19 protein-coding genes and 3 tRNA genes are annotated in these 19598 nt (G+C 70.4%); 11 read left to right on the top strand and 11 right to left on the bottom strand.

Annotated features, from left to right (window positions below; genetic code table 11):
- Positions 1–96 precede the first annotated feature (96 nt).
- Both ACRAKF_RS20910 and ACRAKF_RS20905 read left to right on the top strand, forming a co-directional pair.
- A complete protein-coding gene (locus tag ACRAKF_RS20910) occupies positions 97–1173 on the top strand; it encodes a Leu/Phe/Val dehydrogenase (RefSeq protein ID WP_447038741.1) in 1077 nt (358 codons plus the stop codon).
- 273 nt (positions 1174–1446) lie between these two features.
- Positions 1447–1701, top strand: coding sequence for a DUF3073 domain-containing protein (locus ACRAKF_RS20905; protein ID WP_447038740.1), 255 nt, complete (start codon positions 1447–1449; stop codon positions 1699–1701).
- 161 nt (positions 1702–1862) lie between these two features.
- On the opposite strand, the gene purM is transcribed toward ACRAKF_RS20905, so the two are convergent.
- From purM to ACRAKF_RS20875, 6 genes are all read right to left on the bottom strand, one after another.
- Positions 1863–2936 carry a phosphoribosylformylglycinamidine cyclo-ligase gene (purM, locus tag ACRAKF_RS20900; RefSeq protein ID WP_447038738.1) on the bottom strand — a complete coding sequence of 358 codons (1074 nt, stop codon included), beginning with the start codon at positions 2934–2936 and terminating at the stop codon, positions 1863–1865.
- Positions 2937–2972: 36 nt separating this feature from the next.
- Positions 2973–4499: an amidophosphoribosyltransferase gene (gene purF / locus ACRAKF_RS20895; RefSeq protein WP_447038737.1), complete on the bottom strand. Its 1527-nt coding sequence runs from the start codon at positions 4497–4499 to the stop codon at positions 2973–2975.
- Positions 4500–4605: 106 nt separating this feature from the next.
- Positions 4606–5466, bottom strand: coding sequence for an META domain-containing protein (locus ACRAKF_RS20890; protein ID WP_447038736.1), 861 nt, complete (start codon positions 5464–5466; stop codon positions 4606–4608).
- 80 nt (positions 5467–5546) lie between these two features.
- A complete protein-coding gene (locus ACRAKF_RS20885; protein WP_447038734.1) occupies positions 5547–6353 on the bottom strand; it encodes a sterol carrier family protein in 807 nt (268 codons plus the stop codon).
- A gap of 10 nt (positions 6354–6363) precedes the next feature.
- Positions 6364–7005 (bottom strand): TetR/AcrR family transcriptional regulator, encoded by a 642-nt coding sequence (locus tag ACRAKF_RS20880; RefSeq protein WP_447038733.1) that lies wholly within the window; start codon positions 7003–7005, stop codon positions 6364–6366.
- A gap of 43 nt (positions 7006–7048) precedes the next feature.
- On the bottom strand, positions 7049–7885 hold the full coding sequence (locus ACRAKF_RS20875; RefSeq protein WP_447038731.1) for a M23 family metallopeptidase: 837 nt from the start codon (positions 7883–7885) through the stop codon (positions 7049–7051).
- Between the two features lie 95 nt (positions 7886–7980).
- Between ACRAKF_RS20875 and ACRAKF_RS20870 the strand changes: the two genes are divergently transcribed.
- On the top strand, positions 7981–8583 hold the full coding sequence (locus ACRAKF_RS20870) for a Uma2 family endonuclease (RefSeq protein WP_447038729.1): 603 nt from the start codon (positions 7981–7983) through the stop codon (positions 8581–8583).
- Positions 8584–8650: 67 nt separating this feature from the next.
- On the opposite strand, the gene purL is transcribed toward ACRAKF_RS20870, so the two are convergent.
- From purL to purS, 3 genes are read right to left on the bottom strand one after another with little or no spacing between them, the layout of a single operon-like run.
- Positions 8651–10900: a phosphoribosylformylglycinamidine synthase subunit PurL gene (gene purL / locus ACRAKF_RS20865; RefSeq protein ID WP_447038728.1), complete on the bottom strand. Its 2250-nt coding sequence runs from the start codon at positions 10898–10900 to the stop codon at positions 8651–8653.
- Positions 10897–11577: a phosphoribosylformylglycinamidine synthase subunit PurQ gene (gene purQ, locus ACRAKF_RS20860; RefSeq protein ID WP_447038726.1), complete on the bottom strand. Its 681-nt coding sequence runs from the start codon at positions 11575–11577 to the stop codon at positions 10897–10899. Before purQ ends, purL begins: the two co-directional genes overlap by 4 nt.
- Entirely contained in the window at positions 11574–11825 is a 252-nt protein-coding gene (gene purS, locus ACRAKF_RS20855; RefSeq protein ID WP_447038725.1) for a phosphoribosylformylglycinamidine synthase subunit PurS, read from the bottom strand. The genes purQ and purS overlap by 4 nt, the downstream gene beginning before the upstream one ends.
- A gap of 354 nt (positions 11826–12179) precedes the next feature.
- Here purS and ACRAKF_RS20850 point away from each other — a divergent pair, with 354 nt between their 5' ends.
- The 8 genes from ACRAKF_RS20850 to ACRAKF_RS20815 all read left to right on the top strand — a co-directional run bounded on the left by ACRAKF_RS20850 (position 12180) and on the right by ACRAKF_RS20815 (position 16879).
- Entirely contained in the window at positions 12180–12506 is a 327-nt protein-coding gene (locus tag ACRAKF_RS20850) for a histone-like nucleoid-structuring protein Lsr2 (protein WP_447038723.1), read from the top strand.
- 170 nt (positions 12507–12676) lie between these two features.
- Positions 12677–12748: transfer RNA gene (locus ACRAKF_RS20845), tRNA-Gly, on the top strand.
- A 79-nt stretch (positions 12749–12827) separates the two neighbouring features.
- Positions 12828–12903: transfer RNA gene (locus ACRAKF_RS20840), tRNA-Gly, on the top strand.
- A 166-nt stretch (positions 12904–13069) separates the two neighbouring features.
- The gene (locus ACRAKF_RS20835) at positions 13070–14035 is read left to right on the top strand and encodes an ABC transporter ATP-binding protein (protein WP_447038721.1); all 966 of its coding nucleotides are present in this window, start codon (positions 13070–13072) and stop codon (positions 14033–14035) included.
- Positions 14032–14811 carry an ABC transporter permease gene (locus tag ACRAKF_RS20830; RefSeq protein ID WP_447038720.1) on the top strand — a complete coding sequence of 260 codons (780 nt, stop codon included), beginning with the start codon at positions 14032–14034 and terminating at the stop codon, positions 14809–14811. The genes ACRAKF_RS20835 and ACRAKF_RS20830 overlap by 4 nt, the downstream gene beginning before the upstream one ends.
- 14 nt (positions 14812–14825) lie before the next feature.
- Entirely contained in the window at positions 14826–16178 is a 1353-nt protein-coding gene (locus tag ACRAKF_RS20825) for a sensor histidine kinase (RefSeq protein WP_447038719.1), read from the top strand.
- Positions 16175–16783: a response regulator gene (locus ACRAKF_RS20820; RefSeq protein ID WP_447038718.1), complete on the top strand. Its 609-nt coding sequence runs from the start codon at positions 16175–16177 to the stop codon at positions 16781–16783. The genes ACRAKF_RS20825 and ACRAKF_RS20820 overlap by 4 nt, the downstream gene beginning before the upstream one ends.
- A 23-nt stretch (positions 16784–16806) precedes the next feature.
- Positions 16807–16879, top strand: a tRNA-Gly gene (locus ACRAKF_RS20815).
- Positions 16880–16945: 66 nt separating this feature from the next.
- Here the strand turns inward: ACRAKF_RS20815 and ACRAKF_RS20810 are convergent.
- On the bottom strand, positions 16946–17842 hold the full coding sequence (locus ACRAKF_RS20810) for a phosphoribosylaminoimidazolesuccinocarboxamide synthase (protein ID WP_447038716.1): 897 nt from the start codon (positions 17840–17842) through the stop codon (positions 16946–16948).
- 128 nt (positions 17843–17970) lie between these two features.
- Positions 17971–19476, bottom strand: coding sequence for a N,N-dimethylformamidase beta subunit family domain-containing protein (locus tag ACRAKF_RS20805; RefSeq protein WP_447038715.1), 1506 nt, complete (start codon positions 19474–19476; stop codon positions 17971–17973).
- Between the last annotated feature and the right edge of the window lie 122 nt (positions 19477–19598).

The following is a 19598-nucleotide window of genomic DNA, read 5'->3' as shown; positions in this document are numbered from 1 at the left end:
TGCCAACGCCGATCAGGCTCTAGTCTCATGCCCATCGGGCCCCGCCACCCGTCCGGGAGCCCGCCCACCGCCGCTACTCGACCGGGAGTCACCACAGTGACCGATGCAGACAACGGCGTCCTGCGCACCCTGTTCCACTCGGACCAGGGCGGCCATGAGCAAGTAGTGCTCTGCCAGGACCGTGCAAGTGGCCTCAAGGCCGTCATCGCCCTCCACTCCACCGCCCTGGGCCCGGCCCTCGGCGGCACCCGCTTCTACCCGTACGCGAGCGAGGAGGAGGCCGTCGCCGACGCGCTGAACCTCGCCCGCGGCATGTCGTACAAGAACGCCATGGCCGGGCTCGACCACGGCGGCGGCAAGGCAGTGATCATCGGCGACCCCGAGCAGCTCAAGAGCGAGGAGCTGCTCCTCGCCTACGGCCGCTTCGTCGCCTCGCTGGGTGGCCGGTACGTGACGGCCTGCGACGTCGGTACGTACGTCGCGGACATGGACGTCGTCGCCCGTGAGTGCCGCTGGACCACCGGGCGCTCCCCCGAGAACGGCGGCGCCGGCGACTCCTCGGTGCTCACCGCGTTCGGCGTCTTCCAGGGCATGCGCGCCTCGGCCCAGCACGTGTGGGGCGACCCGACCCTGCGCGGCCGCAAGGTCGGCGTCGCGGGCGTCGGCAAGGTCGGGCACCACCTCGTCGAGCACCTCCTGTCGGACGGCGCCGAGGTCGTCGTCACGGACGTGCGCGAGGAGTCGGTGAACCGAATCCTCGACAGGCACCCGTCGGTGACGGCGGTGGCCGACACCGACGCGCTGATCCGCACCGAGGGCCTCGACATCTACGCGCCCTGCGCCCTCGGCGGCGCCCTGAACGACGACTCCGTACCCGTTCTGACCGCGAAGGTGGTGTGCGGCGCGGCCAACAACCAGCTCGCGCACCCGGGCGTCGAGAAGGACCTCGCCGACCGGGCGATCCTCTACGCGCCGGACTACGTGGTGAACGCGGGGGGCGTGATCCAGGTCGCCGACGAGCTGCACGGGTTCGACTTCGACCGGTGCAAGGCGAAGGCATCGAAGATCTTCGACACCACGCTCGCCATATTCGCTCGCGCAAAGAAGGACGGCATTCCGCCGGCCGCCGCGGCCGACAGGATCGCCGAGCAGCGGATGGCTGACGCCCGCTGAGACTGCCCCGCCGACGGGAGCGAGAGACAAGACTCACCCCCGTCGGCGGGTCGCCCGGCAAGAAGAGGTTAAAATCGCAGTTGACCAGCGAGGACGGGGCTCCTCGATGGTTCTGCGCCGAGGCGCGTCCTGCGGGCGACGTACCGTATGGCCGCAGGAGCAGGTACCGTGGAAGCCCTACGGACCGGTCTCTCCGAGGAGAGACCGTTCTAGATCATGAACGCGTGTCAAGACTCTGGGGCCGTCGAGCCCCGTATCCGAGGGGGTCGAGCCATGGGGCGCGGCCGGGCAAAGGCCAAGCAGACGAAGGTCGCCCGCCAGCTGAAGTACAGCAGCGGCGGGACTGACCTCTCGCGTCTGGCCAATGAGCTGGGCGCTTCGACTTCGCAACAGCCGCCGAATGGCGAGCCGTTCGAAGACGACGACGACGAGGAAGACGACCCGTACGCCCAGTACGCGGATCTGTATAACGACGACGCGGACGAGGACGAAGAGTCCGGTCCGTCGTCGCAGCGCCGCGGCGCTTGACCTCGTTGCTCGAAGCAGCAATTGCACAAGCAGTAGTCGCGCAAGCGGCGTTCGCGGTTCGCCTGTAGGCCGTCCGCGCTTCACCCGGTCCGGGGTGGTCACCACACCGGACCGGGTTTTGTGCTGCCTCGGGGGCGACCCGTCCGGGCCGCCCCACCGGCTTACTTCGCGTAGTCACCGATCAGGGCCGCGCCCGTGGTGTGCTCGCCGCGCTCGGTGATCTCACCGGCGACCCAGGCGTCCAGGCCGCGGTCGGCGAGGGTGGTGAGCGCCGCGTCCGCCGACTCCTCGGGGACGATCGCGATCATGCCGACGCCCATGTTCAGCGTCTTCTCCAGCTCCAGGCGCTCCACCCCGCCCGCCTTGCCGACCACGTCGAAGACCGCGCCCGGCGCCCACGTGCCGCGGTCGACGACCGCGTGCAGGCCGTCCGGGATCACGCGGGCGAGGTTCGCCGCGAGGCCGCCGCCGGTGATGTGGCTGAAGGCGTGGACGTCCGTGGTGCGGGTGAGCGCCAGGCAGTCCAGGGAGTAGATCTTGGTGGGCTCCAGGAGCTCCTCGCCGAGCGTGCGGCCGAACTCCTCGACCTCGCGGTCCAGGGTCCAGCCCGCGCGGTCGAAGACCACATGCCGGACGAGCGAGTACCCGTTCGAGTGAAGACCGGAGGCCGCCATGGCGATGACCGCGTCACCCGTACGGATGCGGTCCGCGCCGAGCAGGCGGTCGGCCTCGACCGCGCCCGTGCCGGCGCCCGCGACGTCGAAGTCGTCCGGGCCGAGCAGGCCCGGGTGCTCCGCCGTCTCGCCGCCGACCAGCGAGCAGCCCGCGAGGACGCAGCCCTCGGCGATGCCCTTCACGATGGCGGCGACGCGCTCGGGGTGGACCTTGCCGACGCAGATGTAGTCGGTCATGAAGAGCGGCTCGGCACCGCAGACGACGATGTCGTCCATGACCATCGCGACGAGGTCGTGGCCGATCGTGTCGTAGACACCCATCTGACGGGCGATGTCGACCTTGGTGCCGACGCCGTCGGTGGCGGAGGCCAGGAGGGGGCGCTCGAAGCGCTTGAGGGCGGAGGCGTCGAAGAGCCCGGCGAAGCCGCCGAGGCCGCCGAGGCCCGCGACCTCCGGCCGCTGGGTCTTCTTGACCCACTCCTTCATCAGCTCGACGGCGCGGTCGCCCGCCTCGATGTCTACGCCTGCGGCTGCGTAGCTGGCACCAGTGGTCTCGGGCATGGTGAATGAGAGCTTTCGTGTCGTTACTACGTGGGCTTACGGGCGACGGATCGCGTCGGCCGCTGCCGTGGACGCCGGACCGGCGGCCAGCTCCGTCTCCAGGAGCTGCTTGCCGAGCAGCTCGGGATCGGGCAGGTCCATCGGGTACTCACCGTCGAAGCAGGCACGGCAGAGGTTCGGCTTGTCGATGGTCGTGGCCTCGATCATGCCGTCGATGGAGATGTACGAGAGGGAGTCGGCGCCCATCGACTTGGCGATCTCGTCGATCGTCATGCCGTTGGCGATGAGCTCGGCGCGGGTCGCGAAGTCGATGCCGAAGAAGCAGGGCCACTTCACGGGCGGCGAGGAGATCCGGATGTGGATCTCGGCGGCGCCGGCCTCGCGGAGCATCTTGACCAGGGCGCGCTGGGTGTTGCCGCGGACGATCGAGTCGTCGACGACCACCAGGCGCTTGCCCTTGATGACTTCCTTGAGGGGGTTCAGCTTGAGGCGGATGCCGAGCTGGCGGATCGTCTGCGAGGGCTGGATGAAGGTCCGGCCGACATAGGCGTTCTTCACCAGGCCGACACCGAAGGGGATGCCGGAGGCTTCCGCGTAACCGACCGCGGCGGGGGTGCCGGATTCGGGGGTCGCTATGACCAGGTCGGCGTCGGCGGGGGCCTCGGCGGCGAGCTTGCGGCCCATCTCGACGCGCGAGAGGTAGACGTTCCGGCCGGCGATGTCCGTGTCGGGACGCGCCAGGTAGACGTACTCGAAGACACAGCCCTTGGGCTTCGCTTCCGCGAATCGGGACGTTCGCAGGCCGTTCTCGTCGATCGCGACGAACTCACCGGGCTCGATCTCGCGGACGAAGCTTGCGCCGCAGATGTCGAGCGCGGCGGACTCCGAGGCGACGACCCAGCCGCGCTCCAGGCGGCCGAGGACCAGCGGGCGGATGCCCTGCGGGTCGCGGGCCGCGTACAGCGTGTGCTCGTTCATGAAGACGAGGGAGAAGGCGCCCCGCACGTCCGGGAGGACCTTGGGGGCCGCTTCCTCGATCGTCAGCGGCTTGCCGTCCTCGTCCACCTGGCCCGCGAGGAGAGCCGTCACCAGGTCGGTGTCGTTGGTCGCGGCGACCTGGGTCGCCCGGCCGTTCTCCTTCGGCAGCGCGGCGACCAGCTCGGCGAGCTGGGCCGTGTTGACGAGGTTGCCGTTGTGCCCGAGCGCGATGGAGCCGTGCGCGGTGGCACGGAACGTCGGCTGGGCGTTCTCCCATACGGAGGCTCCGGTGGTCGAGTAGCGGGCGTGACCGACCGCGATATGACCCTGGAGCGAACTGAGAGACGTTTCGTCGAAGACCTGGGAGACGAGCCCCATGTCCTTGAAGACAAGGATCTGGGAGCCGTTGCTGACCGCGATTCCCGCGGACTCCTGGCCTCGATGCTGGAGGGCGTACAGCCCGAAGTAAGTGAGCTTGGCGACCTCTTCACCCGGAGCCCAGACCCCGAAGACGCCACAAGCGTCCTGGGGGCCTTTCTCGCCGGGGAGCAGATCGTGATTGAGTCGACCGTCACCACGTGGCACGTCATCGAGTGTAGGCGAGATCGACCACGGGTCCGAATTGGGGATACGTACCCTGCACGGACCGTAATCACGGTGGCCGCCCCAAGAGCCTGTGTGACACAGGCTCTTACTTCTTCCCGGGCTTGTCCTTCGCGGAGTCGCCGGCGCTCGCGTCGACGACCGTGCCGTCGGCCGCGGTCAGCTTCAGGGTGTCCTGGCTCACCTCGTAGCGCGCCGTGCCGTCGAAGAGCTTCAGCAGCCTGCGCTCGGTCTTCATCGCCTCGCCGGGGCACATCTTGCGCGTGGTCACGGGGGCGCCGAAGGTGATGCGGCCGTCCTTGGCCTCGGCCGTGGCGGAGACGGTGTTGCAGCCGAGGTTGCCGCGGACCTTGCCGTCCTTGCCGAAGGTGAGGTGGACCTTGTCGGTCAGGTCCTTGGGCAGGGACGCCGTCGTACGGCCGTCGCCGACGCCGTTCACCGTCCACTTGGTGCCGGTCAGCGGGGCGTCGGGCTCCTCGGCGCGCGAGGTGAGGTCCACGTGGTCTCCCTTGGCGGAGGTCAGGGTCATCCGGTCGCCGTCGACCTTCGCCGTCAGCTTCTGCTTGCCCAAGGTGTCGGCGAGGCTCTTCTCGAACGCCATGCGGTCGCCGTCCGTGCAGGCCATGTCCGTCATCTGCGTCTCGGAGAAGGCCAACTGGTCGCCGTCGATCTTCACGTCGGCGCCGGCGTGGTTGCAGCCGAAGCTGCCGCCGGCCCGGCCGTCCTTGCCGATCTTGAGGTGGGCGCCGTCCGGTGCCTCGTGCTTCTTGCCGCCCACGGTCACGCTGTCGACGTTCCACCGGATGCCGGTGATGGCCGGCGCGCTCCCCGCGGACCGGTCGGCGGAGCCGCCGTCGGAGCCGGCTCCGGACTCGGTGCCGCATGCGGTGAGCAGCAGCCCGGCGGAGGCCAGCGCGGTCAGGGTCAGGGTCAGACGCTGCGTGTGCATGACGATGTGACGGGACAAGTGGGGGACTTGGTTCCATCCGGCTTCCGCACGGTCCTCGGCCCGTGCCCGGCGGCTCCGGTCTAGCCCATGAGCGGCAGCAGCTCCGAGAGGTCCGCCCGTTCCCCGCTCGCGCTGACCTTCGCCGCGTCCAGCGCCGTCTTCCAGTCGGTACGGCCCGTCGCGAGCCGGATCCAGGTCAGCGGGTCGGTCTCGACGACGTTCGGCGGGGTACCGCGGGTGTGGCGGGGCCCCTGCACGCACTGCACCACCGCGTACGGCGGGACGCGGACCTCGGTCGAGGCGCCGGGGGCCTTCACCGCGAGGGCGTCGGCGAGCAGCCGGGCGCAGGCGGCGAGGGCCTGGCGGTCGTGGGGGACGTCGAGGCCGGGCACCGCGTCGTTGAGGTCGTCCGTGTGGACGGTCAGCTCGACGGTACGGGTGACCAGGAAGTCGCCGAGGGTCATGACGCCGACGCGGGAGGGCACGAGGCGCGCGTCCGGCGCGGCGGCCAGGGACTCCTCGATGCCGGTGAGCGTGCGCGCGAACAGCTCGTCGAGGCCCGCGCCCGTGCGCGCGGCCTCCGCGATGGCGCGGGTGTCCTCGTCGACCTGGGTGGCCTTGCCGACCGTGGCGAAGGGCCAGTCCATGAGCGGCACTTCGTGCCGTGCCGGTTCCGGCAGGCCGAGGTAGCGGTGGACGGTGCCGAGCACCAGGGCGATATGGGCGGCCAGTTCGTGCACGGTCCAGTCGCCGAGGCGGGTCGGCCGGGCGAGCTGGTCGGGGGTGAGGGTGCCCACCGCGTCCCGTACGGCGCCGGACTGCGCGAGCACGGCCTTGCGGATCTTGGCGGAGTCGTACGTACGCGTGCGCTTCTTGGCCGGTGGCATGGTGCTGACTCTAGGCTCTGCCGGGGTAGCCCTGAAGTCCCTTTTCGACCAGGTCGAAGGCGCGCTCGGCGAGGGCCGCGCAGTCGGCCGCCATGGCGTCGGCGCGCTCGCCCGCGAGCAGCCTGCGGTGGTTCTCGATGACCACCGCGTCGCGTGCGGCGACGAGTTGGTGGGCGGCGATGCCCGCCGTCAGCCGGTCGCCCGTCTCCTCGGCCAGCACATCGGTGAGGAGGCCGATGCCGCGCATCTGGAAGAGCATGACGCGGCGGGCCAGCGCGGGCGTATCGCTGATGAGCCGGTGCAGTTGCACCACGGCCGCGTCGTCGCTGAGGCCGATGGAGGGGTCGCGTTCGGCGATCTTGGCCAGGAACTGCCGGCGCAGCGCGGTGACCGCGGACTCGCCGGGGCCGCGGTCGCGCACCGCGTCGGCGGCGTCGGCGACGTGCTCCTCCATCGGGGCGAGGAGCATGTCTTCCTTGGTGCCGAAGTAGTTGAAGACCGTCATCTTCGAGACGTCCGCGGCGTCGGCGATCTCCGCCACGGAGACCTTGTCGAAGCCTCGCTCCAGGAAGAGGTCCAGCGCGGTCCGCCAGATCCGGTGCGCGGTCTGCCGCTTCTTGCGCTCGCGCAGCCCCAGGGATTCCTCAGCCATGGCGGCACTGTACCAGGATGAATATTTGACCAGGTAATTATATTTACTCGGTAACCCTGGCTTCGGCGGCCACCGTGAAGACCTCGCGGTTCGCCGGCACGCCGATCCCTCGCCAGACGAACGGCACGCCGCGCGCCGTGTCCAGGTCGGGGCCGTCCATCAGCTGGAAGTGCACATGCGGTTCGGTGGAGTTGCCGGAGTTCCCGCAGCGGCCGATCCGCTGCCCGGCGACGACCTCGTCCCCCGCCCGGACGTCCAGCGAGCCCCGCTGGACGTGGGCGTACATGGCGTACGTGCCCTCGCCGAGGTCGAGGACGACGTGGTTGCCCACCACGCGGCGGGTGCCGCCGACGCTGCGGCCGACGCCCTCGACCAGCCAGAAGTACAGCACCCCGAGGAGCGAGCTGCGGCTGAGGTGGTCGCGTTGGCCGTCCTCCGCGTGCACGACGGTGGCGTCGGCCACCGCGCGCAGCGGCGCCCCGAAGGCGGGGTAGGCCGCGCCGGGCCGGGCGACGGGCCAGAACCAGACGGGGGCGGGGCGGGTGCCCTCCTCCGGCTCGGCCGTGATGTCGATGGCGTAGGTCTGCCCGAAGCCGTGCGTGCCGTGGCTCGGCACCTTGCTCGCCGGGCTGTTGAGGGCGGACCAGCGGCCGGTGACCGGCGCCTCGACCTCGACGGGCGCCGGGGGCCGCGTCTCGATCCGCCGCCGGGCGGAGCGGGAGTTCACCAGACCGATGGCGATGGCGCCGATCGCCGGCAGCCAGCTCAGCCAGTAGTTGTACGGCAGTTCCACGAAGAACCCGGCGATCACCTGGGCGAAGAAGATCAGCCACAGCAGGCGCTGGGCCAGGGCGGCGAGCTTGCGTTGACGTACGGACACGGCACTTCCCCCTCGTACGGGTGAACGATCACCGAACACCCCCGGTGCTGCTGGTCAGGGGACAACACTGGCCGTCGCCCAGAGAGGAGTGCAACATGACGGTCATGGCAGAACGCACGCCGCAGGCCCAGATGTCGGTCGAGGACTTCGAGGAGCTGGCTCGGCTCACGGAAGCGCGGTTCGAGGGCATCAGGTTGGAGTTCATCGGCGGGCGGATCGGGGTCAAGAACGTGCCGGACGGAGATCACGTCGAGATGGTGACGTGGCTGCAGGAGCAGTGCATGCGGCACAGGCCGGACCTCAGCCTGTACAGCGCGGAGCACGGGCTGACGATCGAGACGTACCACAAAGGCCGGTCCCGCCCGGACGCCTCGCTCGCCCCGCGGGGCTACTTCAGGGGCCGCCGCGACTGGGCCGACGCCAGCGGTGTGCTGATGACGGTCGAGGTCACCTCGTACGACACCGACACGCACAAGCGGGACCGCGAGGAGAAGCCCGCCGCCTACGCGGCCGCCGGCATTCCGGTGTACCTGCTCATCGACCGCGAGTTCGGCAAGATCGTGGTCCACAGCAGGCCGGACGCGGCGACCAGCGCCTACACCGACGTCCACGAGGTACGCCTCGGCGCCGCCGTGGAGCTGCCGGACCCGGTCGCCTTCAAGCTCGACACCGCCGCACTCCTGGACTTCCTGGGCTGAGGACCTGAGGGCCTGACGAAGCCCCCGCCCGGATCGCGTCCGGGCGGGGGCTTCGCGGCGATGGCCGTCAGGCGAAGAGCCCCGGAAGGGTTCCCTCGTGGGCCTCGCGCAGCTCGCTCAGCGGCAGCGTGAACTCGCCCTGGACGTCCACGGCGTCACCGTCGACGACACCGACGCGGGTGACGGGCAGGCCCCGCGCCCCGCACATGTCCGTGAACCGCAGTTCCTCGCTGCGCGGCACGGCGACCACCGCGCGCCCCGCCGACTCCGAGAAGAGGAACGTGAACGCGTCCAGGCCGTCCGGCACGACAAGCCGGGCACCGCGGCCGCCGCGCAGGCAGGACTCGGTGACCGCCTGCACGAGACCGCCGTCGGACAGGTCGTGCGCGGCGTCGATCATGCCGTCGCGGGAGGCGGAGATGAGGATCTCGCCGAGCAGCCTCTCGCGGGCCAGGTCGACCTTGGGCGGCAGCCCGCCGAGGTGGTCGTGGATGACCTGCGACCAGGCCGAGCCGCCGAACTCCTCGCGGGTCTCGCCGAGCAGGTAGAGGAGCTGGCCCTCTTCCGTGAAGGCCATCGGCGTGCGGCGGGCCACGTCGTCGATCACGCCGAGGACGGCGACGACCGGCGTCGGGTGGATGGCCGCCTCGCCCGTCTGGTTGTACAGCGAGACGTTGCCGCCGGTCACCGGGGTGCCCAGCTCCAGGCAGCCGTCCGCGAGGCCGCGGATGGCCTCGGCGAACTGCCACATGACGTCCGGGTCCTCGGGCGAACCGAAGTTCAGGCAGTCCGAGATCGCGAGCGGCTTGGCGCCCGAGGCCGCCACGTTGCGGTACGACTCCGCGAGGGCGAGCTGCGCGCCCGTGTACGGGTCGAGCTTCGCGAAGCGGCCGTTGCCGTCGGTGGCGATGGCGACGCCGAGGCCCGTCTCCTCGTTGATCCGGATCATCCCGGAGTCCTCGGGCATGGCGAGCACGGTGTTGCCCTGCACGAAGTGGTCGTACTGCTCGGTGACCCAGGACTTGGCGGCCTGGTTCGGGGCGGCGACCAGCTTGAGGACCTGCTCGCGCAGCTCGTCGGCGTTCGCCGGGCGGGCCAGCTTGTTCGCGTCGTCGGCCTGGAGGGCGTCCTGCCAGGACGGGCGGGCGTAGGGGCGCTCGTAGACCGGGCCGTCGTGCGCGACCGTGCGCGGGTCGACGTCGACGATCTTCTCGCCGTGCCAGAAGATCTCCAGGCGGTCGCCGTCGGTCACCTCACCGACGACGGTGGCGATGACGTCCCACTTGTCGCAGATCTCCAGGAAGCGGGCGACCTTGTCGGGCTCGACGACCGCGCACATGCGTTCCTGCGACTCACTCATGAGGATTTCCTCGGGCGTGAGCGTGGAGTCGCGCAGCGGTACGTCGTCCAGCTCGACGCGCATACCGCCGGAGCCGTTGGACGCCAGCTCGGAGGTCGCGCAGGAGAGGCCCGCGGCACCGAGGTCCTGGATGCCGACGACGAGCTTCTCGGCGAAGGCCTCCAGGGTGCACTCGATGAGCAGCTTCTCCTGGAAGGGGTCACCGACCTGCACGGCGGGACGCTTCGACGGCTTGGTGTCGTCGAAGGTCTCGGAGGCCAGGATCGAGGCGCCGCCGATGCCGTCGCCGCCGGTGCGGGCCCCGTACAGGATGACCTTGTTGCCGGGTCCCGACGCCTTGGCGAGGTGGATGTCCTCGTGCCGCATGACCCCGATGGCACCGGCGTTGACCAGCGGGTTGCCCTGGTAGCAGGCGTCGAAGACCAGCTCGCCGCCGATGTTGGGCAGGCCCAGGCAGTTGCCGTAGCCACCGATGCCCGCGACGACGCCGGGGAGCACCCGCTTGGTGTCGGGGTGGTGGGCGTCACCCATGCGCAGCGGGTCCACGACCGCGACCGGCCGCGCGCCCATCGCGATGATGTCGCGCACGATGCCGCCCACACCCGTGGCCGCGCCCTGGTAGGGCTCCACGTAGGAGGGGTGGTTGTGCGACTCGACCTTGAAGGTGACCGCGTAGCCCTGGCCGACGTCGACCACACCGGCGTTCTCGCCGATGCCGACGAGCATGGCGTCGTTCTGGGGCACCTTCTCGCCGAACTGGCGCAGGTGGACCTTGCTGCTCTTGTACGAGCAGTGCTCCGACCACATCACCGAGTACATGGCGAGCTCGGCACCGGTCGGACGGCGGCCCAGGATCTCCCTGACGCGCGCGTACTCGTCTTCCTTCAGGCCCAGTTCGGCCCAGGGCAGCTTGACGTCGGGCGTCTGTGCCGCGTGCTTGACGGTGTCCAGAGTCATGCGTTGACCAGCTTCTTCAGGATCGAGGTGAAGAATCCGAGGCCGTCGGTGCGGCCGGTCCCGACGAGCGGCTCCACCGCGTACTCGGGGTGCGGCATCAGACCGACGACGTTGCCCGCCTCGTTCGTGATGCCGGCGATGTCGCGGAGCGAGCCGTTGGGGTTGCCCTCCAGGTACCGGAAGGCGACGCGGCCCTCGGCCTCCAGCATGTCCAGGGTCCGCTCGTCGGCGGTGTACTGCCCGTCGATGTTCTTCAGCGGGATCCGGATCTCCTGGCCGGCCGTGTAGTCGGCGGTCCAGGCGGTCTCCGCGTTCTCCACGCGCAGCTTCTGCTCACGGCAGATGAAGTGCAGGTGGTTGTTGCGCAGCATCGCGCCCGGCAGGAGGTGCGTCTCGGTGAGCACCTGGAAGCCGTTGCAGACGCCGAGCACCGGCATTCCGGCCTTCGCCTGCTCGATGACGGACTCCATCACCGGCGAGAAACGCGCGATGGCGCCGGCCCGCAGATAGTCGCCGTAGGAGAACCCGCCGGGCAGGACCACGGCGTCGACCTGCTTGAGGTCCTTGTCCTTGTGCCACAGCGGCACGGCCTCGGCGCCGGCCACGCGGACGGCGCGCTGGGCGTCGCGGTCGTCGAGCGTTCCGGGGAAAGTGACGACTCCAATTCGAGCGGTCACTTCTCTTCCTCCACCTTTACGACGAAGTCCTCGATCACGGTGTTGGCGAGGAAGGTTTCCGCCATCTCGTGGATACGGGCGAGGGCGGTCTCGTCGACCGGCCCGTCCACCTCGAGTTCGAAGCGCTTTCCCTGACGTACGTCGGAGATGCCCTCGAAACCGAGGCGCGGCAGTGCACGCTGCACCGCCTGGCCCTGGGGGTCGAGGATCTCCGGCTTGAGCATGACGTCGACTACGACGCGTGCCACTGGCACTCCCGGTGTGTGGTGCTGGCGTGTGCTGCTCGCCTGGTGCTGAAGCAGGTTCCTTCAGACTACCGGCACAAAATTTCTACTCGCGTAGATTGGTAGATTCCTACGTGATGACGGTCACGTTCCCCTACCCAAACAGGTTTCGAACGGGGCACCTTCACAGAGAATCCAGGAAAAGATCACCGGTCGGCATTACGCCCGGACACGCGGAGATATTCGGACGGGCTTCACAATGCATTGCCAAGCACTGTACAAAGGAAATGGCAATAGCAGATACTCGCCCCAAAACAGCCGGACAGTCGGCGTCACCGCACGTCAACGCGGTGCGGCCGCACGAAGGGACCGATATTCGTGGCGCAGCGTGTCGTAGTCACTCTCTTTGACGACATGGATGGCGGGGAAGCGGCAGAAACGGTCGCGTTCGGTCTTGACGGCAAGTCGTACGAGATCGACCTCAACCAAACCAATGCCAAGAAACTTCGCACGGCGCTCGCCCCGTACCTGGAGGCGGCCCGCAAGCAGACGAGATCCGGGAAGGCGTTCCGGCACACCGCGGTGACCCCCGCGCCCTCCGCGGTCCGGGCCTGGGCCCGCTCGCGGCATATGGACCTGCCGCCGCGCGGCCGCATCCCGAAGAAGGTCTACGAGGCCTTCGAGGCGTTCGAGGCGGCCAACTGACCTCGGACTCCACGCGGCTCCGGAGCCCCTCGCGGCAACGTCCTCGAACCCCTCGCGGCCACGTTCCCGAAGCCCTCGCGGCAACCGACTTGCGTTGCACCCCTGCTGGTCAGCTAGAGTCTGGAGCACGCCGAGGGGCAAGGCCGAAAAGCCGGGTCCCAAGGAGTCGTGCGGGTGTAGTTCAGTAGTAGAACATCCCCCTTCCAGGGGGAAGGCGCAGTGTGCAATTCCTGTCACCCGCTCCGCATCGCCTACGAACCAGTCTTCTGGTTGCGGTAAGCTGATGCACGCGCCGATCAGTGAGAGCTGGTCGGAGGCAATGCGAACGTAGCTCAGTTGGTAGAGCGCAACCTTGCCAAGGTTGAGGTCGCGAGTTCGAACCTCGTCGTTCGCTCCAGTTGATAAGGCCCCGGTCCATGCGATCGGGGCCTTCTTCGTGTCCCGCCCCACTCACCACCCGGTCACGGCACGGCCCCGCCCCTCCGCTGCTTTCTGACATTTGTCACACGGGCCGGTGACAGCGCGCACTGCCGCCGCATCGCCGCGCGGGAGAGGCTCTGACCATGACTGACCAAGTGATCGACGTGACCGATCTCCGGCGCGTGTACGGGGGCGGTTTCGAGGCGGTGCGGGGGATCTCCTTCAGCGTGGGCCGCGGCGAACTGTTCGCGCTCCTCGGCACCAACGGCGCGGGCAAGACGTCCGCCGTAGAGCTCATCGAAGGCCTCGCCGCGCCCGCCGGCGGGCGCGTACGGGTCCTCGGGCACGACCCGTACACCGAGCGGGCTGCGGTGCGGCCCCGCATCGGCGTCATGTTGCAGGAGGGCGGCTTCCCCGCCGAACTGACGGTCACGGAGACCGTACGGATGTGGGCCGGGTGCACCAGCGGGGCCAGGCCCGTCGCGGAGGCCCTCGATGTCGTCGGCCTCACCAAGCGGGCCGGCGTACGCGTGAAACAGCTCTCCGGCGGCGAGAAACGGCGGCTCGACCTGGCCATGGCGCTCATCGGGCGCCCCGAGGTGCTCTTCCTCGACGAACCCACCACGGGCCTCGACGCCGAGGGGCGCCGCGAGACCTGGGAGCTGGTCCAGGAGCTGCGGGACAACGGCACGACCGTGCTGCTCACCACGCACTACCTCGAAGAGGCCGAAGTGCTCGCCGACCGCCTCGCGATCCTGCACGAGGGCCGGATCGCCGCCGAGGGCAGCGTCGCCGACGTGGTCGCCGCGCAGCCCTCGCACGTCTCCTTCGAGCTGCCCGAGGGGTACCTCGTCGGCGACCTGCCGCCGCTCGCCGAGATCGGCGTGACGGGCCATGAGACCGAGGGGCGCCTGGTGCGGCTGCGGACCAACGAACTCCAGCGGACGGCCACGGAGCTGCTGGTGTGGGCCAGGGACGCACGGATCGGCCTCGGCTCGCTCGACGTACGGGCCGCCTCCCTGGAGGAGGCGTTCCTGCGCATCGCGCGGGAAGCGGGGTCCGGCGGGCACTCCGCCGGGCGCTCCACCGAGAAGGAGGTGGCGGCATGAGCACCGTGACGATGTCGACCCCCGCGGGGCGCATGGGGTCCCTGGCCCGCGCCGAGCTGACGCTGCTCGCGCGGAGCAAGGGCACGCTGTTCGCGGCGCTGTTCGTACCGATGGTCCTGCCGCTCAGCGTCGCGTCGGCGGTGGACGAGGCCGACCTGAAGGAGGCGGGGCTCTCCGTCGGCACCATGCTGCTGCCGTCCTCGGTCGGCTTCTCGCTGATCTTCGCCGTCTACGGCTCGCTGATCGGCGTCTTCGTCGCCCGCCGCGAGGAGCTCGTACTGAAGCGGCTGCGCACCGGTGAGCTGCGGGACCACGAGATCCTGGTCGGCGCATCGCTGCCGGCCGCCGCCATCGGCCTCGCGCAGAGCGTGGTGCTCTGCGTGGGCTGCGTGGCCTTCCTGGACGCGGGCGCGCCCGACGCGGTCGCGTACGCCGTTCTCGGAGTGCTCCTCGGCATCGTGATGTTCGGCGCGCTCGCCGCCGTCACGGCGAGCTTCAGCAGGACCTCGGAGACCGCCCAGGTCATGAGCATGCCGCTGATCTTCGTGTCGATGCTCGGCTCCGGGCTCGTCATACCGTTCGAGGTCATGCCCGACGGCCTCGCCTCGGTCTGTGAGCGCCTGCCGCTCTCCCCCGTCATCCAGCTCGTGCGCGGCGGCTGGACCGGCAGTCTCTCGGCAGGGGACGCGCTCGACGCGGCCATCACCGCGGTGGTCTGGACCCTGCTCGCGGTGTCCGCTGTGCGACGGTGGTTCCGCTGGGAGCCGAGGCGCTGAGAGGGGGGAGCGGGATGGTGGGCCGGATGCGGGGCTGGCAGCGCGGCTGGCACGCGCGGAGCAAGATCGAGAAAGTGGAGTTCCAGAGCGTCGCCATGTGGCACGCCCTGCCGTGGGTCTTCTACCTGAGCTGGGGCTCGCTGCCGCTGGGCCTGAGCCTGCGCTCGGAGCCCGCGGCGCAGTTCACCGGCTGGGCGCTGATCGTGGTGGGCGCGGCGCAGTGCGTGCACACGAACCGCTCGCTGCGGCGGGCGCTCGACCACTTCCTGAAGCGGCGGGAACTGCCACGCCGCGACCTCGCCGTGGCGGGCGCCCTGATGGCCACCGCCTACGCGCTGGCGGTCGCCCTTGAGGCCATGGACGGGGTCGAGGACGGCCTGCTCGCCCTCACCGTCATGTACTTGATGGTGCCGTTCTGCCAGGCCCTGTCCTTCGCCCTGCCCGTACGGACCTACCTGGCCCGCGTCGCCGTCCTGGACGTCGTCCTCGTGGCCGCGTTCGCCGCGGCAGGGGCGCGGGACGGCCGGCTCCTCGCCCTCGCCGGCCTCATCGCCTTCGGCGGGCTCCTTACCCTGCTGTCCTCGCGCTGCGGCGCCTGGACGCTCTCCGTGATGTGGGAGGCCGACCGCGCCCGTGAGGTAGAGGCGCGGCTCGCGGTCGCCGAGGAGCGGCTGCGCTTCGGGCGGGACCTGCACGACGTGCTGGGCCGCAACCTCGCCGTCATCGCCCTCAAGAGCGAACTGGCCGTACAGCTCGCACGGCGCGGGCGCCCCGAAGCCGTGGACCAGATGGTCGAGGTGCAGCGCATCGCGCAGGAGTCGCAGCGCGAGGTGCGCGAGGTCGTCCGCGGCTACCGCGAGGCCGACCTCGGCGTCGAGCTCATCGGCGCCCAAGGGGTGCTCGAAGCCGCCGGGATCACCTGCCGGGTGACCGGGTCGGCGGCGGGGCTCCCGGCCGCCGTGCAGTCCGCGCTGGGCTGGGTCGTCCGCGAGGCGGCCACCAACGTGCTGCGGCACGGCGACGCCGGGCGCTGCGACATCACCCTGGCGGTGACCCCGGACCGTACGACGCTGACCGTGGAGAACGACGGGGCGCCCACCGCGACGGAGCCGGACCCGGCGCCCACCGGCGGCTCCGGGCTCGCCGGACTGCGGGAGCGGCTCGCCGAGGTGGGCGGGACGCTGGATTCGGCCTGCGAGGCGGGCCGGTTCCGCCTCACGGCCCAGGTGCCGTCGCCACTCACCGGAACGGGCAGCTCCACCGCGGTCGCGGACCCGCCCGAGGATGAGGCCCGGGGAGAGGTCCGGGGAGAGGTCGGGAAAGCGATCCGGAAACGGACCGAGGCACAGGAAGAAGCCCTGCTGTGACGCTGCGTGTGCTGCTCGCCGATGACGAGCACCTCATCCGGGGCGCGCTCGCCGCGCTGCTCGCCCTGGAGGACGACCTCGTCGTCGTCGCCGAAGCGGCGACCGGGCCCGAGGCGCTCGCCATGGCACGCGCCCACCGGCCCGACGTGGCCGTGCTCGACCTTCAGATGCCGGGCGCCGACGGTGTGAGCGTGGCCACATCGCTGCGGGACGAACTCCCGCGGTGCCGCACCATGATCGTGACGAGTCACGGCAGACCGGGACATCTCAAACGAGCCCTCGCGGTGGGGGTGCGCGCCTTCGTGCCGAAGACCGTGAGCGCCCAGCGGCTCGCCGAGATCATCCGCTCCGTGCACGCCGGAAACCGTTACGTGGACCCGGAGTTGGCCGCGGACGCGATCTCCGCCGGCGACTCCCCGCTCACCGACCGCGAGGCCGAGGTGCTCGAACTCGCCGCCGACGGCGCCCCCGTCGCGGAGATCGCCGAACGCGCCTCGCTCTCCCAGGGAACCGTACGCAACTACCTCTCCTCCGCGGCCACCAAGATCGGGGCGGAGAACCGTCATGCCGCGGTGCGTCTCGCACGGGAGCGCGGTTGGGTATAGTTGTTCTCGCGCCACGGCGCAGCGCGGACGTAGCTCAGTTGGTAGAGCGCAACCTTGCCAAGGTTGAGGTCGCCAGTTCGAACCTGGTCGTCCGCTCAGAAGAGGTACAGAGAAGAAGGCCCCGCTCCGAGGAGCGGGGCCTTCTTCTCTGTACCGGACCGGCTACCAGGCGGTGCCGGTCAGTCGCTCGTACGCCTCGATGTACTTGGCGCGGGTGGCATCCACCACGTCCTGCGGCAGCGCGGGCGGCGGCTGCTCGCTCTTCCGGTCCCAGCCGGAGGCCGGTGAGGTCAGCCAGTCGCGGACGAACTGCTTGTCGTAGCTGGGCTGGGCGTGGCCCGGCTCCCACTGGTCGGCGGGCCAGAAGCGCGACGAGTCCGGCGTCAGGACCTCGTCGCCGAGGATCAGCGCCTCGCCGTCGAAGCCGAACTCGAACTTCGTGTCGGCGAGGATCAGACCGCGCTCGCGGGCGGTGTCCCGCGCCCTGCTGTAGACGGCGAGGGTCGACTGGCGCAGCTTGGCCGCCGTGTCGGCGCCGACCTGGCGGGCGACCTCCTCGTAGCTCACGTTCTCGTCGTGCTCGCCGACGGCGGCCTTCGCGGCAGGCGTGAAGATCGGCGCGGGCAGCTCGGAGCCGTCGGTGAGGCCCTCGGGCAGCGCGAGGCCGCAGACCGTGCGGGAGTCGTTGTACTCCAGGAGGCCAGAACCGGTGAGGTAGCCGCGGGCGACGCACTCGACCGGGACCATCCGCAGGGACTTGCAGACCAGGGTGCGGCCCGCCCAGTCGGCGGGGGCGCCTTCGGGCACGTCCGTGGAGATGACGTGGTTGGGGACCAGGTCGGCGAGCTGGTCGAACCACCACAGGGAGAGCTGGGTGAGCACGCGGCCCTTGTCGGGGATCTCCGAGGGCAGCACCCAGTCATAGGCGGAGAGCCGGTCGCTCGCGACCATGACGAGCTCGCCCGCCTCGTTCTGGTACAGGTCGCGCACCTTGCCGGTGTGGAGGTGCACCAGGCCCGGCACATCGAGAGGCTCGGGCTTTTCTACGAATCCGGACACGGTTCCTCCCGGTGGTTCTGGCCAAGTGCTGTCGATTCTCCCGTATCGGAACCGTGGTCTCGGCCAGGGGTGGCCCAGGGTGGGGCCAGAGGTCGGCCGTGGTGGGGCCCAGGGTGGGGCCAGGGGGCTCAGTCCCGCTTGCAGATGCGGTCGAGGAGATTGGCCGTGGCGCGCTGCACGCGGGTGTCCACATGGCCCGGCCGGTCGAGCGCCGGGGACCAGGCGAAGGTGCCGGAGGCGAAGACGAGGGCGCCGGAGGGCGCGCGGTAGAGCGACGACTCCTGGTGGCGCTTGGCGCCCTCCGCGTCCGTGTACGGGGAGTGGGCGAGCAGGATGCGGCCCTGGTGCTCGGGGAGCGGCGTCCGCGGGAAGTAGCGGTCGGCCTCGCCCGCGACCAGGCCATCCAGCTCGTCGCCCTCGTGCGCCCCCGTCGCCTCCCAGAGCCAGTGGTCGGCGTTGCGCACGACCAGGGGGTGCGGCTCGGGGACCCGGCCCGCGTACTGGATGCCGATCAGTTGCTGCTCGGCGGTCTTGTCGCCGTCCCGCTCGCGCCAGAGGGCGGGCCTGCCGGGGCCCCGGCGCTTGCGGCAGGTCAGCAGGCGGTCGGGGACGCCGGACGGGGAGGGGGCCAGCTCCACCTGCCAGTACATGGTATTGGCGGAGAGGAAGACCAGGGAGGTGCCGCCGTCGCGGGCCAGCTCCGCGGTGCGGCGCATGGCCGGTGACCAGTACTCGTCGTGGCCGGGGAAGACCAGGCCGCGGTAGCGCGAGGGGTCGACGCGGCCCGCGTGCAGGTCGCGGGCGTCCGCGTACGCGATGTCGTACCCGTACCGCTCGGCCCAGCGGATGAAGTCGTAGGCGTGGCCCACGTGGAGCGGCAGCCCCGCCCCGGCGAACGGCCGGTCGAAGGAGACCGTGACGGCGGCCTCGCTCTCGCCGAGGAGCCGGCCCTGCTCGTCCCACGCGTGGTAGAGACTCGCGCCCGTGCGGCCGTCCTCGGGGTAGAGGTTGTACGCCTGCCACGTGACGTCCGGCAGGAGCAGCAGGAGGTCGGCGGGATGGTGGTCGCGGACCGTGAAGGGGACGTGCGAGCGGTACCCGTCGGCGGTGGTCAGGACCGCCACATACGCCCCGACGCTCCAGAAGCTCGGGATCTGGAGCCGCCAGGAGAGCCACCAGTGGTGGCAGGAGACGGTGCGGTCCGCGGTGAGCGGGGCGGGCTGGACGATGCCGGAGAGGCGGGGGCTTGTGGTGATCTTCGACGCCCCGTCGCCGCCGTAGTGGCCGATGCGGTAGATGTCGACGCTGAACTGCTGGGGCGGGTCGACCGTGACGTGGAAGTCGATGGCCTCGCCGGGGGCGGCGGCTCCGGTGGAGGTGAAACCCTTGATCTGGCGGCGCACGTCGTCGGCGTTCAGGGTGCCGCCGGTGCGGGCCGCGGGGATGTGGACGCCGGGGGCCGACGCGGCCGACGCCGCCGACGCGGGGTCGACGTACCAGGGCACGACCTGGCCCGTGTCGTCGAAGTAGTGCTCTGAGCCGCGGAGCCAGGGCAACGGGCCCTGCCCGAAAGGGTCCGACACGGCGTGCGCGAGCGCCCCCGATTCCCAGCGGCGGATCGGCTCCTGCCCCATGTCTCTCCCTCCCTCGCTCCCCCGAGTCCGGCTCCACCGGTCAGTACGTACGACCGGCACCGGCCCAAGCACATCACATTACGCACTCACCCCGTCACCGTTCGTCGTGAATTGACGGGATC

The organism is Streptomyces sp. DSM 118878, from assembly GCF_052936595.1.
This window is presented reverse-complemented; position numbering and strand designations above follow the sequence as displayed.